At 69.6% G+C, this 13,990-nt stretch carries 10 protein-coding genes; 5 read left to right on the top strand and 5 right to left on the bottom strand.

The annotated features are described in order from the left end of the window. The first annotated feature begins 24 nt into the window (after nt 1–24). Nucleotides 25–1,446, top strand: a complete 1,422-nt coding sequence (locus ACIQMR_RS10230; RefSeq protein WP_401384968.1) for an FAD-binding oxidoreductase — start codon at nt 25–27, stop codon at nt 1,444–1,446. A 100-nt stretch (nt 1,447–1,546) separates the two neighbouring features. Here ACIQMR_RS10230 and ACIQMR_RS10225 read toward each other — a convergent pair whose 3' ends face one another. The 4 genes from ACIQMR_RS10225 to ACIQMR_RS10210 all read right to left on the bottom strand — a co-directional run bounded on the left by ACIQMR_RS10225 (nt 1,547) and on the right by ACIQMR_RS10210 (nt 6,030). Further along, nucleotides 1,547–2,872, bottom strand: a complete 1,326-nt coding sequence (locus ACIQMR_RS10225) for a hypothetical protein (protein WP_401384967.1) — start codon at nt 2,870–2,872, stop codon at nt 1,547–1,549. Nucleotides 2,873–3,252: 380 nt separating this feature from the next. Next, nucleotides 3,253–4,629: an NADP-dependent succinic semialdehyde dehydrogenase gene (locus ACIQMR_RS10220; RefSeq protein ID WP_401384966.1), complete on the bottom strand. Its 1,377-nt coding sequence runs from the start codon at nt 4,627–4,629 to the stop codon at nt 3,253–3,255. A gap of 181 nt (nt 4,630–4,810) precedes the next feature. Next, nucleotides 4,811–5,521, bottom strand: coding sequence for a GntR family transcriptional regulator (locus ACIQMR_RS10215; protein WP_401384965.1), 711 nt, complete (start codon nt 5,519–5,521; stop codon nt 4,811–4,813). Continuing rightward, nucleotides 5,518–6,030, bottom strand: a complete 513-nt coding sequence (locus ACIQMR_RS10210) for a VOC family protein (protein WP_401384964.1) — start codon at nt 6,028–6,030, stop codon at nt 5,518–5,520. The genes ACIQMR_RS10215 and ACIQMR_RS10210 overlap by 4 nt, the downstream gene beginning before the upstream one ends. A gap of 131 nt (nt 6,031–6,161) precedes the next feature. Between ACIQMR_RS10210 and ACIQMR_RS10205 the strand changes: the two genes are divergently transcribed. The 4 genes from ACIQMR_RS10205 (at nt 6,162) to ACIQMR_RS10190 (ending at nt 12,513) form a co-directional block, all read left to right on the top strand. Next, entirely contained in the window at nt 6,162–8,351 is a 2,190-nt protein-coding gene (locus tag ACIQMR_RS10205) for a thiamine pyrophosphate-dependent enzyme (RefSeq protein ID WP_401384963.1), read from the top strand. Then, nucleotides 8,344–9,684, top strand: coding sequence for a dihydrolipoamide acetyltransferase family protein (locus ACIQMR_RS10200; RefSeq protein WP_401384962.1), 1,341 nt, complete (start codon nt 8,344–8,346; stop codon nt 9,682–9,684). The genes ACIQMR_RS10205 and ACIQMR_RS10200 overlap by 8 nt, the downstream gene beginning before the upstream one ends. 505 nt (nt 9,685–10,189) lie before the next feature. Further along, on the top strand, nt 10,190–11,002 hold the full coding sequence (locus ACIQMR_RS10195) for a hypothetical protein (protein ID WP_401384961.1): 813 nt from the start codon (nt 10,190–10,192) through the stop codon (nt 11,000–11,002). Between the two features lie 89 nt (nt 11,003–11,091). Then, nucleotides 11,092–12,513, top strand: a complete 1,422-nt coding sequence (locus ACIQMR_RS10190) for a M24 family metallopeptidase (RefSeq protein WP_401384960.1) — start codon at nt 11,092–11,094, stop codon at nt 12,511–12,513. Between the two features lie 105 nt (nt 12,514–12,618). Here the strand turns inward: ACIQMR_RS10190 and ACIQMR_RS10185 are convergent, their stop codons facing one another. Further along, the gene (locus ACIQMR_RS10185; protein ID WP_401384959.1) at nt 12,619–13,965 is read right to left on the bottom strand and encodes a M64 family metallopeptidase; all 1,347 of its coding nucleotides are present in this window, start codon (nt 13,963–13,965) and stop codon (nt 12,619–12,621) included. Nucleotides 13,966–13,990: the final 25 nt, after the last annotated feature.

Raw genomic sequence — 13,990 nt, 5'->3', positions numbered from 1 at the left:
ACGTCCCTGACACAGGAGTCCCCCATGAGCGTGTCCACACAATCCCGCACCCACCCCGGCTTCCCCGCCGGCTTCCGCGGCGCGGTGTTGCGGCCCGGCGACATGAGGTACGACACCACGCGCGCGCTCTACCAGGGCCGCGCCGCCGACGTGGGCCCCGCGCTGATCGCGCAGTGCGTCGACGAGAAGGACGTCGCGACCGTCCTGCGTTACGCCTCCGCGCACTCCGTCCCGGTGGCCGTGCGCAGCGGCGGGCACGGCTCGGACGGCTATGCGATGCCCGCCGGCGCGTTGGTCGTCGATCTCTCGGCGATGCGGGCGGTCACCGTCGACCCGCAGACCCGGGTGGTGCGGGCCCAACCCGGCGTCAGGCTGGGCGAGATGGACGCAGCCGCACAGCGGCACGGGCTGGCCGTCCCCGCCGGTACGGTCAGCAACACCGGCGTCGCCGGGCTGACCCTGGGCGGCGGCATCGGCTTTCTGATGCGCCGCCACGGCGCCACCGTCGACAATCTGCTGGCCTGCGACATGATCACCGTGGACGGCCGCAAGGTCCGCGCCGACGAGACCGAGAATCCCGAGCTGTTCTGGGCCCTGCGTGGCGGGGGCGGCAACTTCGGGGTCGTCACCTCGTTCGAGTACCGCGCGCACCCGGTCGGCCCCGACGTCGTCGCAGGGCAGCTGATCTTCCCGTTCGACCAGGCCGCCGACATCCTCAGCAAGCTTCCGGCACACCTGGCCACAGCCCCGCGGGAACTGGGCCTGCTCGCCGCGATCGCTCCCGCTCCGCCTCTGCCGGTGCTGCCCGAGGAGGTGCACGGGAAGCCCGCGCTCGTTCTCGTCGTGGTCCACACCGGTGAGCCCGCCACGGCCCATGAGGTCGTCGAGCCGCTGGCCGCGCTCGGCCGGCCGCTTGCCGACCTGGTGGGAAGAACCACGTGGGTCCGGGCCAACAGCATGCTCGACGCCGTCGCCCCCTACGGCATGCGCATGAACCTGCGGGGTGGGTACCTGCCGGCACTGTCCGCCGGCGCCGTCGACGTGCTGCTGGCGAACGTTGCCGCCGCGCCGTCGCACCCGGGCGCCTTCTGCACGATCAACCTCTCGTTCATGGGCGGCGCGATCTCCGAGGACGTCGACGAGGACGCCATGGCCTTCTCCCGGGAGGGAGCGGCCTGGCTGTGGGAGGCCATCGGCAAGTGGGACGCGCCCGAGTACGACGCACAGTACGACGAGTGGGCTTCGACCCTCACCGAGGCGATGCGGCCGCACGCTCTGACGAACGGCTACGCCAACCTCACCGACGACCTGGGCGAGGAGTGGCGGCGCGGAGTGCACGGCAGCGAGGCCAAGCACCAGCGGCTGCGTTCGGTGAAGGCCGCGTGGGACCCTCACAACCTGCTCCGCTTCAACAAGAACATCGCCCCTGAGGCCCCTGCCCTGTAGGCGGTGCGGATGCCCCGCACCCTCCCCAGGGCACGGGCGGGATCCGGCCCCGCCCTGGGGAGGGCCCACGGATGTGGGCGTGGGCTTTCCGGTGTGGTCGTCAGCCGACGCAGCCGGGTACGGGGTTGGCGCTCCCCGTGCAGTTGGTGGGGGTGTTGTCGGTGATGCGGTTCTGGCCGTTGACGGTGACCGAACCGCTGCTGTGAACGCCGCCCGCGGGTGCGTTGGCGACGTTGCGGGCCACCTCGACGTCGGTGAGTGTCAGGGTGTTGACGTTGACGATGCCGGCGCCGAAGGACGTGGTCGCCCGGTTCTCGTTGACCTGACTGCGGCTCATGGTCATGTTGCCCAGGATCACCACGATGCCGCCGCCGAGTCCGGCGGTGTTCTTGTTCACCTTGCTGTCGTCGACCACCACCTGGCTCTGGTCCTGAATCCCGCCCGCCTGCGTGGCGGTGTTCTCGCTGACGGAGCTGTGCCGAAGATGTACGGAACCGCCGGTGGCGGCCAGGCCACCGGCGATGCTGGTGGCGGTGTTGTGCCGGATGATGCTCCTGACGATGTCCACCTCCCCGCCTGCGACATAGGTGCCGGCGGCGTCCGAGGCGGTGTTGTGCTCGATCACGCTCCCGCTGATCGTCGCGGATGCTCCCTCGATGAAGAGGCCGCCGCCCCCGGCCGCGGTGTTGTGGCTCAGCTTGGATGCGATGAGGTTCAGCTTGCCGTTCGCGCTGCTGATGGCGCCGCCGTTGCCGCCTGCGGCGGAGTTCTCGCTGAGAGTGCTGGCGCGGACGTCGGCGGTGCCCTGGTTCCGGACGGCGCCGCCGTTCACGGCGGTGTTGTTGGTGAGAGTGACGCAGTGCAGGGTGAGGCTGCGGTCGTCGTCGACGAAGACGGCGCCTCCACTGCCGGCGGTGTTGCCGCCCCGGACGGTCAGGCCCGAGCCGTTGCGGCAGGCCCGGTCACGGTCGTCGCGGTCGGCGCTGGTGAGGAGCGCGTCGGCGGTGTTCCAGGGATCCCAGCGGTCGCCGGGGTGGCGGCCTGGGTTCGTCCCGTCGAGGGTGAGGGCGCCCGCGGGGCCGGTGACCTCGAAGATGCGGAACGTGGGTGCGGCGGCCGAGCGTTCGATGACCGTGTTCTTGCCGGCCCTGAGGGTGATGGGGGTGGTGATGACGGGGAGGCCGTTCGCGCCGTGGAGCCCGGTGTTGTCCACTGTGGTGAGTGTGTAGGTGCATCTGCGGGCCAGCTGGACGGTGCCGCCGCCGGCGGTGTTGGCGGCGTTGATGGCGTTCTTGAGGGCCTCGGTGTCGCAGGCGATGGCACGGTCGGGTCTGATGGGGTCGGCCTGTGCGGGGGTGACGGTCAGGATGACCAGGCCCAGGGCCAGGGCGGCGCAGGCATCGCCGGCGCTCGGTACGAGTTTCACGGTGTCTCCAGAGGCTGGGGCTGACGGGCACCGTAAGCGCCACCCGGCAGGCCCCGTCGTCGACACCCCCGTGGGCATGGCCGGTGCCACACTGATGCCGTACCACCCGGGCACTGGGCCGACCCGGCGAGCGCGGCCTCGTCGGATGACACCGACGAACGTGGCCGCGCCGCCGCCGTGCCGCTCCGCCGTCGCGATGCTCGCGCCGAGCGCCTGAACCGCACGGTGAGACGGGCGTTGTCAGCCGATCTGCCGACGTCGGCGTGCCCGCGACGGCGGAAGCTCCGGGCCCACGCCCTCGGGTCCGTGCGCGAGGGGCCGACGGACGACGGGCGACGGGCGGGCCCATCACGCCCGGCCGGTGAAACCGACGGTTCGCGTCAGCTCTTCCAGATCGTCTTGAGGTTGCAGAACTCCCGGATGCCTTCCGCGGCGAGCTCGCGCCCGATACCGGAGTCCTTCACGCCGCCGAAAGGCAGCTCGGGGTAGGAGACGCTCATGCCGTTGACGAAGACGGCACCGGCTTCGAGGCGGGTGATCAGGAACCGCTCCTCGACCGGGTCGGTGGTCCACACCGACGAACTGAGACCGAAGGGCGTGTCATTGGCGAGCGCCGCGGCCTGCTCGATGTCGTCGACCCGGTGAACCACGGCCAGCGGCCCGAAAGCCTCCTCCCGGTACACCCGCATCTCGGTGGTGACCTCCTCCAGCACCGCCGGCTCGAAGAACCACCCCTCGGTGCCGACCGCGGAGCCACCGCACCGCAGGACGGCACCCTTCGCGACGGCGTCGTCGACCAGTTCGCCCAGCTCGCGCCAACCGGACTCCGTGGCGATCGGCCCGATCTCGGTTTCCTCGTCGAGCGGGTCGCCGATGGTCAGCGCCTTCGTGCCCGCGACGAAGGCCTCGACGAACTCCTCGTACACCTCCGTGTGGACGATGAACCGCTTGGCCGCGATGCATGACTGGCCGTTGTTGATCGTACGAGCGGTCACGGCGGTGCGGGCGGCCGCGCGCACATCGGCGGAAGGCAGCACGACGAACGGGTCGGACCCGCCCAGCTCCAGTACGACCTTCTTCACCTCGGAGCCCGCGACAGCGGCGATCGACCGCCCGGCCGGCTCGGAACCGGTCAGCGTCACGGCGGCGACGCGCCGGTCTCGCAGGACTGCTTCGACGTCGGTCGCTCCGATGAGGAGCGACTGGAACGACCCGGCGGGGAAGCCCGCCCGTTCGAAGAGCGTGTCGAGGTACAGCGCGGACTGCGGCACGTTCGACGCGTGCTTGAGCAGGCCGACGTTGCCGGCCATCAGCGCGGGCGCGGCGAAGCGGATCACCTGCCACATCGGGTAGTTCCACGGCATCACGGCCAGAACGACGCCGAGAGGCTCGTACGAGGTGTAGGCGGCCGAGGCGTTGACCGTGCTCGGGTCGGCGAGTGGCTGGTCGGCCAACAGGGACTCGGCGTTGTCGGCGTAGAACCGCATCGCGTGTGCGCACTTGAGGACCTCGGTGCGGGCCTGGGCGATCGGCTTGCCCATCTCGGTCGTGAGCATGCGCGCCGTCGGGGCGGCCTCGGCCTCGACCAGGTTCGCGGCCGCCCGCATCCACCGGGCGCGCGTGTCGAAGTCGGTTGCCCGGAGCGTCGCGGCCGCGGCCTGCGCTCGCGTCAGGCGCTCGTCGACCTGTTCCTTCGTGAGTGAGGCGAACTCTTCGACGAGTTCACCGGTGGCGGGGTTGACGGTAGCGATGGGCACGGAGCTCTCCTCCTGACGCGGACATTCAATGAACGAAGATTGGATCCATCGTAGGCTTCACAAGAGGGCTACACCAGGGAAAGTGTGAGGCAACTGCCGCTCATGAACGTCGGGTTGGATACATGTCGCGTGCGCATGTCATCCGAGAAACCGTGTGCGACACGTGGGAGATCCGAACCGCTCAGACGGTTCCCGGCTTCGCGCCCGCGTCATCGCTGTCGACGAAGAGCTCGGGGTGGGCCGTGAGTTCGACCCGGGTGCGGCGGATGTGCCCCGCGAGATACCGCTCGCAGTCCTCAGGGTCGCGGCGCCGCACGGCGTCGAGGATCAGCCGGTGTTCGGCGTTGACGATCGTCGCCCGGTCGGGGTCCGCGAGAACCATGAACGCACGGCGATAGTGCTGCGTGGCGTTCCAGAGCCGCTCCGTCGTGGCCAGCAGGTGACCGCTGGGGCAAGCCGAATAGCTCGTCATGTGGAAGTCGCGGTCCAGGAGAAGGAACCGATTGACATCACTCTGGCTCTCGATCTCCTCCTGGATGCGCTCCAGACGGGCGAGGTGATCATCGGTGAGACGGGAGAGGCTCTCGGTCAGTGTCAGCGGCTCGAGCCGCTCGCGCATCCGGTAGTACGTGTTCACGTCGTCGAGACTGAGCACGGGAATCCGCGCCCCACGGTTGGGGAACGACTCGGTGAGGCCCTCGGACTCCAGGATCCGCAGCGCTTCACGGACCGGGATGCGGCTCGCGCCGAGGCGCGCCGCGAGTTCGTCCTGGCGCAGCCATGTGCCCGGCGACAGATCGCCGGCGAGGATCTCGTCACGGAGGATGCCGGCGATGCGCTGACTCCTGACACTGTCCGACCCGCGCGGATCGCGAGCGTGCGCAGGACTCAAGAGCGGTCACCTCTGAACTCTGACGGGTCGCGGTCGTAGGCCTTACCGCCAGGATAGGACACCAGCTCGAACTGCATTCCCCAAGGTGAGAGGAAGTAGACCCACCGCTGCCCCTGTGACGGCCCGGCACTGACGGTCGGGTCCCCCAGCACCGGAACGCCCCTCGCCCTCAGGAACGACACGGCGTCGTCCAGGTCCTCGACATACAGCGCGACATGGTGACCGCCGACGTCGCTGTTGCGCGGGACCACCGTCCGCTGCTCGTCCGCCTGGTACTCGAAGACCTCGAACACCGCCTGCTCACCGCACCGGTAGAAGCGCAGTTGACGCATGACCGTGCGCGCGTCCACGTTCAGGTGCTGCGGCATCCAGTCGCCCGCCGAGCCGAACGGGCCGAGCGAGTACAGGTACTCACAGCCCAGGACGTCCACGAGCCACGCATGAGCCTGGTCCAGGTCCGGCACCGTGAATCCGATGTGATCGAGGCGCACAAGGCCGGGCAGTGTCACGGTCTTCCTCCTTTGGATCCAAAGTTGCTTCATCGTGACACTTTCCACGCCCGATGTCGAGAAGAGTCTTGTGATTGGATCCAATCGCATGGCAGGGTCGGTGTTCTCCGGTCGACTGAAGGGGGCTCTCGATGCCTGCCGAAAACTCACTCCAAGCACATGCCGCGTGGTCGGAGTTCGTCGTCACCCAGGACGACTGGGACGCCGCGGCTCCGGACCTCCTGACGGGAATGTTCAGCCAACTGGTGCTGATCCGGGCCTTCGAGGAGTACGTCCTGGAGCTTGCCGCGGACGGGCTCATCCACGGCCCCGCGCATTCCAGCATCGGCCAGGAGGGCGGCGCGGTCGGTGCGTGCTTCGCCCTGACGTCGCAGGACACCGTGAACGGATCGCACCGCGGCCATCACCAGTTCCTCGCCAAGGTCCTCGCCCATCTGCATCCGAAGGGCATCGACCCGACGCAGCCGTTCCCCGAGGACGTGCGGGACGTGCTCCTGCGAAGCCTGCGCGAGATCTGCGGACTGGACCGGGGCTTCAGCCACGGCCGGGGCGGCAGCATGCACCTTCAGTGGCACGAGGCCGGTGCCATCGGAACCAACGCGATCGTCGGTGGCGGTGTACCACTCGCGGCCGGATCCGCATGGGCGCACAAGGGAGCCGGCACCGACGCGGTGACCTTCACGTTCTTCGGCGACGGTGCGATCAACATCGGATCCACGCTGGAGAGCCTCAATCTCGCGGCGGCGTGGTCGCTTCCCTTGTGCTTCTTCGTCGAGAACAACCTGTACGCCGTCTCCACCCACGTCGCCGAAGCCACCGCCGAACCACGGCTGTCCGGCCGCGGCCCGGGCTTCGGCATCCGGAGCTGGAAGGTCGACGGCATGGATCCGCTGGCCGTGCACCTCGTGACGCAACAGGCTCTCGCGCACATGCGCGCCGGCAACGGCCCGACGATGATCGAAGCCGATGTGTACCGCTACTTCCACCAGAACGGTCCCTTCCCCGGCTCGGCGTTCCGGTATCGCACCAAGGAGGAGGAAGCACAGTGGCGCGCCCGCGACCCGATCGACACCATCGTGGGACACCTGGTGCGACGCAGAATCCTCACCAAGAAGGCGGCCGCGGAGACGATCAAGCGCGCGGGCGCTCTGGTGTCCGGGCTCGGCGACGTCCTCCTGGAACCGCGGCCCGGCGGCAAGCCCGGTGAGCGCCGCATCATCCCCTCGGAGTGGCCGGACCCGGCATTCGTCGACGAAGGCGTACGGGGCGACCTGTCGGAGCTGACCGGGATCGAGTTCACCGATGCCGGGGACTTCGCCGAAGCCCTGACCGATGTCACGTTCATCGGCGCCGTCGCCGGCGTGATGGGGCGCCGTCTGGAGTCCGATCCCCGCGTCGTGGTGATGGGGGAGGACGTGCACAAGCTCAACGGCGGTACCAATGGCGCCACCCGCGGCCTGAGTGAGGCGTTCCCCGACCGGGTGATCGGCACCCCGATCTCGGAGAACGCGTTCGCCGGCCTCGGCGGCGGACTGGCTCTGGACGGCCGCTTCCGCCCCGTCGTCGAGTTCATGTACGCCGACTTCATGTGGGTGGCGGCAGACCAGTTGTTCAACCAGATCGGAAAGGCCCGCCACATGTTCGGAGGTGAGGGCAGGGTGCCGTTCGTCCTTCGCAGCAAGGTCGCCACCGGTACCGGCTACGGATCACAGCACTCGATGGACCCTGCGGGCATCTTCGCGACGGCCCCCGGGTGGCGAATAGTCGCACCGTCGACGCCGTTCGACTACGTCGGCCTGATGAACACGGCCCTGGCCTGTGACGACCCGGTCGTGGTTCTCGAGCACGTGGACCTGTACAACTCGACCGGCCCCGGGCTGCCGGAGAACTACGACCACTACCTTCCCGTCGGCAAGGCCGCCGTACGCCGTGAGGGATCAGCCCTGACGATCCTCACCTATCTGGCGATGACGCCGGCGGTTCTGGCCGCCGTGGAGCAGACGGGAGTGGACGCCGAGGTCATCGACCTGCGCTGGCTGGACCGGGCCAGCCTGGACTGGGACACGATCACCGGGTCGGTGAGGAAGACCAACAACGTGCTCATCGCCGAACAGGGCGCCATCGGCACCTCCTACGGCGGCTGGCTCGCGGACGAGATCCAGCGCCGGTTGTTCGACTGGCTCGACGCCCCGATCGAGCGCGTCACGGGTGGCGAGGCGTCGCCGAGCATCAGCAAGGTGCTGGAGCGCGCCGCGTTCGCTTCCACGGAGGAAGTCGTCGTCAAGCTCCGCGAGCTCTCCGAGGAGCGCACCAATGGCTGAGACCCTGCGCATGCCCGAAGTGGCCGCCAACACTGCGGAGGCGCTCCTGGCGTCCTGGAACGTCGGCTTGAACACCCCGTATGCGGCCGGAGATCCGATCGTCACGGTGGAGACCGAGAAGGCCGTGGTCGAGGTGGAGGCCGAGAACGACGGCGTACTCCTGCGCCTCCTGGTGGAAGCGGGCACGACCGTGGCGGTGGGTACACCGATCGCCGTCTGGGGGGCGCCGGACGAGCCGGCGTCCGAGGTGGACGCCCTGGTGGCGTCGCTGGGTACGGGAGCGGCGCCGGCCACGGCCTCCTCCGCCTCCGCCCCGGCCCCGGCCCCGGCGCCGGCGCCGGCGCCGGCGCCACAGGAGCGCGCGACGCCGGCGGACACGAACGGTCCGGCGCCCACCGAGCCCGCACGGGACGGGAGCGAGCGCGTCTTCGCGAGCCCGCTGGCACGCCGTCTCGCGCGCGCGTCGGGAATCGATCTCGGTGCTGTGGTGGGGACCGGCCCGCACGGGCGCATCCGACGGTCCGACGTCGAAGCGGCCGTCGTCAGGTCGGCGGGGCCGGGGGAAACACCGCCGGCGGGCACCGTGCCGGGGACCCCGTCAACAGCGGTGCCTTCAGCAGCGGTGCCGTCAGCAGCGGCTCCGGCGGTCGAGGCGCGATTCGTGGACGTACCCAACTCGCGGATGCGGGGGGCCATCGCCCGCCGGCTGACGGAGAGCAAGCAGAACACACCGCACTTCTATCTGCGCGCCGGCGCACGCGTCGACGCCTTGCTGGAGCTGCGTCAGCAGATCAACGCCGGCCAGGGCGTGAAGGTGTCGATCAACGACCTGCTCGTCAAGGCGATCGCCTCGGCGCACCTGAGCGTTCCCGCGATGAACGTGCAGTGGAACGACACCTCGATCCGGCACTTCTCGGACATCGACATCGCCGTGGCCGTCGCCACCGACGGCGGGCTGGTCACCCCGGTGATCCGCGACGTGGGCTCGCTGTCGATGAGCGCCGTCGCCACGGCGACGAAGGACCTGATCGCCCGTGCGAAGGAGCGCCGGCTCCGGCAGGACGAACTGGAAGGCGGCACGATCTCGATCACCAACCTCGGGATGTACGGCACCGAGGACTTCGCGGCGATCATCAACCCGCCCCAGGCAGCGATCCTGGCCGTCGGCGCGGTGCGGCAGGAGGCGGTCGTCGATGACGGTGCGATCGGCGTCGCGTCCGTACTGCGTCTGACCCTCGCCGTCGACCACCGGTCGGTGGACGGCGCCATTGCGGCCCAGTGGATGACGGCGTTGGTGGACGTGATCCAGCACCCGCTGCGCATCCTGCTGTGAGGCGCCCCCGGCGTCCGCGCGCCTGTCCGCGCTGTGCGACCACGCTCTCGGAGTGTCGCCGGACCGGTTGACGGTGAGGAAGCCGATGCCGACGGGAGGGGCCGGTGTTCGGCGCCGAGGAGACGCGGGCGCCGGACCCGGCACCTCCCGGCCGGGTGCAGGGCACCAGCCACCAGGAGCCCGTTGCACCAGGGCCGGTGGTACAGATGCCGATGCAACCGGCCGCCACGCGGGCAAGGATCCGGTTTCCCGGAGAGGTCCGGGAGGGCCTCACCTTGCCGCTGTGAGCCCGGGCTTCGTCCGGGCTCCCCTCTCGTGCGGACAGCGGTCCGTTGCTGTTCCGGACAGTGGTTCCCAGCGCCGAGTGCACGCGTGATCGACGCGGGATTGACGCCGGATTCACAGACGGGCCGCCCTGCCACCTCTCGCTTTCCCGGCGACTAACGGCGCGCGGCCCACACTGGCCTTTGCTCAGCCTGCTCACAGGGTGAAGGAGGGACGGGCGATGGAGGTCTTCAGTCTCGAGGCTCCCCCTGAGGGACGGACCGGCGGTGACCGCCGCCACGCCGGTGGGACGCGCTCGCGCGCCAGAGTGGCGATCGGCACGTTCGACGGCGTTCACATCGGTCACCGTCAGGTGCTCCACGGATGCGACACCGTGCTCACCTTCGACCCTCACCCGCTGCAGGTGCTCGAACCACGCCAGGTGCCGAGCCTGCTCAGCGATCGCCGGCGAAAGCTGCACAAGCTCGCCGCCCTGGGTGTCCGGCGCGTGGCGATCGTCCCGTTCGACCAGGCCTGGTCGCGAGTCCCCGCCGAGGACTTCGTCGAAGGTGTCGTTGTCGACCGGCTAGGTGCCGGGTTCGTCAGTGTCGGCCAGGGCTTTCGGTTCGGTGCCCGGGGCGTGGGGACGACCAGTACGTTCGATCGGTTTCCCGGGCTGAGCACCCGGGTCGTCCCGCTCGTCACGCGGGGCCCGGAAGGTGAGCCGGTCTCATCGACGCGGATCCGCAGGCTGATCCTCGACGGAGACGTCGAAGCGGCCGCCGACCTGCTCGGAGCCTTCCTCACCCTTCCGGCAACCGTCGGCGACGAGGGCCGGTTACTGATCCCGGACCCCTTCGTGCGCCCCGCACCCGGCCTCTATCGCGGGTACGTGGACCGCCGGCCCTGCCGGCTTCGCGTGTGCCGGGACCGCACGGTCGCCGTCCTGGGGACGGTGCGGACCGGCACCGAGGTCGACGTGACGTTCGTGAAGCGGGCCTCCTCGGCGGAACCGGCGTTCCGCTTCCCCACTTCACTCACGGATGTTCAGTAGCACTCACCACTCGTCGCGCGCCCTGCCGAGTTCAAGGAGGCGCGTGCTGCTCCACCACCCGTAACTGTCCGCTTGGCAAAGGACTTGTGATGGCGATTCCTACGTTTGGGCCGAACGCGGTTGACTGGGAGACCCGCGTCGACATGAGCAGGCTCCGCGAGGAGCGGCTGGCTCGTCTGCGCACGTCGTTGGAACAGTCCGACGTCGGCGCCGTCCTGGCCTTCGACTTCTCCAACATCCGCTATATGACGTCGACCCATATCGGCACCTGGGCGATCGACAAGATGATCCGGTTCTCGCTGCTCGTCAGGGGAGGCGAGCCGATCGTCTGGGACTTCGGTTCCGCCGCCAAGCACCACCAGCTGTACAACCCGTGGCTGGACCACTCGAAGGCCCACTCCGACGGTGATCCGCACGGGGCCCACCACGGGGCCGACGCCCGCAACCCGAGCGGCGCCCGCGCCGGCATCTCCACGTTGCGCGGCGCCATCAACCCGCTGGTCGGCATGGGCGACTCCGTCGCCCGGAAGATCAAGCACGAGCTCGAGATCCACGGTCTCCTGGGCGAACCGCTCGGTGTCGACGTCATCGAGCTCCCGGTCCTGATGGCGCTGCAGAACGCGGGTATCACCGTGGTCGACGGCCAGCAGGTGTTCCTGGAGGCCCGGCGTATCAAGACGCGTGACGAGATCAGCCTGCTCACTCATGCGTGCTCGATGGTCGATGCCGCCTACGAGAACCTCTACGAGTTCCTCCGGCCGGGTGTGCGCGAGAACGAGTGTGTCGGTGTGGTGGCGAAGACTCTCTACGACCTCGGCTCGGAGTTCGTCGAGGGCGTCAACGCGATCTCCGGGGAGCGGTGCGCACCGCACCCCCACGTCTTCTCGGACCGCATCGTGCGGCCCGGGGATCCGGCGTTCTTCGACATCCTGCACAGCTACAACGGCTACCGCACCTGCTACTACCGTACGTTCGCCGTCGGCAGCGCCTCTTCGGCTCAACGCGACGCGTACACGCGCTGCCGTGAGTACATGGACGAAGCGATCAGCCTGGTACGGCCCGGAGCCACGACGGCCGACATCGTGTCGGTGTGGCCGACGGCGCAGGAGTTCGGGTTCCCCGACGAGGAAGCGGCCTTCGCGCTTCAGTACGGCCATGGTGTCGGGTTGTCGATCTGGGAGAAGCCGGTGTTCTCCAGGCTCGTGTCCCTCGATCACCCCGAGGTGATCGAGGAAGGCATGGTCTTCGCGCTGGAGACCTACTGGCCGTCAAAGGACGGCTGGGGCGCGGCCAGGATCGAGGAGGAGCTCGTGGTGACCGCGGACGGGTGCGAGGTGATCACGAAGTTCCCCGCGGAGGAGCTGCTCGTCGCCGGCCGGCGCTACTTCAGCGTCTCGGGACCGTTGCCTGCCGAGCGCGACTCGCAGTCGCACCTGAACACGGCTGCCGGGGCCCGGTCCAGCCGTCGGGAGGACTCACCGGCCGGCCGCGACGTCTCGTCCGCCGGTTGACGTCGGCCGCGCCCGGTGCCGGCAGAACCGGTGGTGCGGCGGTCGGGCTCGTCGCCCTCCCGCCGCACCCGCCCTGTACGGCACGGGGCCGTCCTCCGCTCCGTGTCAGAGCCGGACGTTCCAGCCGACGGTGGACTTCAGCGCCTTCGCGATCTCCGGGTCGCGTACCGCGGCCGTACGGTTCTCGACGGTGACGGACAGCTTGTGCGTGCGTCGGTCGAGCAGCCACAGGACCAGGTCCGTGACCCGCACCCGGGTGTGGCCCGCGAGCGGCTTCAGTTCCCTGCCGTCCAGGTACCAGCGGATCGTCAGCCGGTGTCCGTCCGGGCTCGTGAGCCGCGGCACGGACACCCGCGCCGTGTCCCGCAGACGCAGCACGCGCTCGGTGGGCGTGACCGCGGTGGCGAGCCGCGCGTGGCGGTGGAAGCCGGCGATCATCGCCTCGATGCCGGGCAGGTTGAACGGTTTGTCCAGGGAGCGCATCAGGGAGTTGTCGGTGGGCCGGCGCAGCCCGGTGACGTAATAGCCCCCGCCCTCGTACGCGCCCACCGCACCGCCGTCGGGCGACGCCTCCCCCAGCCAGCGGTGCCACTTGGCGCGCTGCGCGGCCATGTCCCCGGCGGTCAGCACGGAGATGTTGGAGTCGCCGGGCTCGGGCCCCGTGTACTGCTCGTACCCCGGGTAGTCGGGGTAGAAGTACTCGTCGGCCAGTTTACCCAGCGAGTGGCCGGTCTCGTGGATGGCGACCTGACCGGACTTCTCGTTGCCCGCCGAAGCGGTCGAGATGCCCTCGTAGCCCAGGGTCTCGCTCGGCTCGTTGTACCCCGCGCCGCCGTACTTGGCGCTGTTGGCGAGCACGACCACCAGGTCGGCCTCCGGCGCCTTCGCGACGTAGCCGTCGACCTTCGCCTGGTCGATGCACAGCAGCCGTTCGATGTCGTCGCACCAGAAGGAGGAACCGAGGGCCGTGTCACGTACGGTCTCGGGTCCCGGATCGCCCGAGACACCGGTCTGGTTCGACACGGCGTCGACCGTCCAGACGTTGAAGAGGCCCTGGTACGTCGTGTACGGCTCGACGCCGGCCAGTTCGGCCCACATCTCCTTCGCGTCGATGTGGAACCGGTCGAGTTCGGTGGCCGTGTAGCCGTCGCCGACGACCACGATGTCCAGACGGTCGCCGGTGGAGCCGTTGTCCAGGAGTTTGGTGACGACGCCGTCCGCGGACCTCTCGGCCGCCGAGAGTCTCGGGGAGGGCCGGTCCCGCCCGTCCCGCGGGACCCGTGTGTGGCCCGACCCGGCGGCGTCGCCGCGTTCCGGGCCCGGGATCTCCACCTCGACCCCCGGGCCGGTGGACACCGCCGGATCGGCGGCGGCGCCGGGCGCGGTCAGGACCGCGGTGAGAACGGCGGCAGCCCCGGCGGTCGCCATGCCCCTGCGCCATGCTGAGCGCATGAAAGCCTCCCCCTGAAACGGACGT

Source organism: Streptomyces sp. NPDC091376 (assembly GCF_044757085.1).
Taxonomy (GTDB): Bacteria; Actinomycetota; Actinomycetes; order Streptomycetales; family Streptomycetaceae; genus Streptomyces; species Streptomyces pratisoli.
This window is presented reverse-complemented; position numbering and strand designations above follow the sequence as displayed.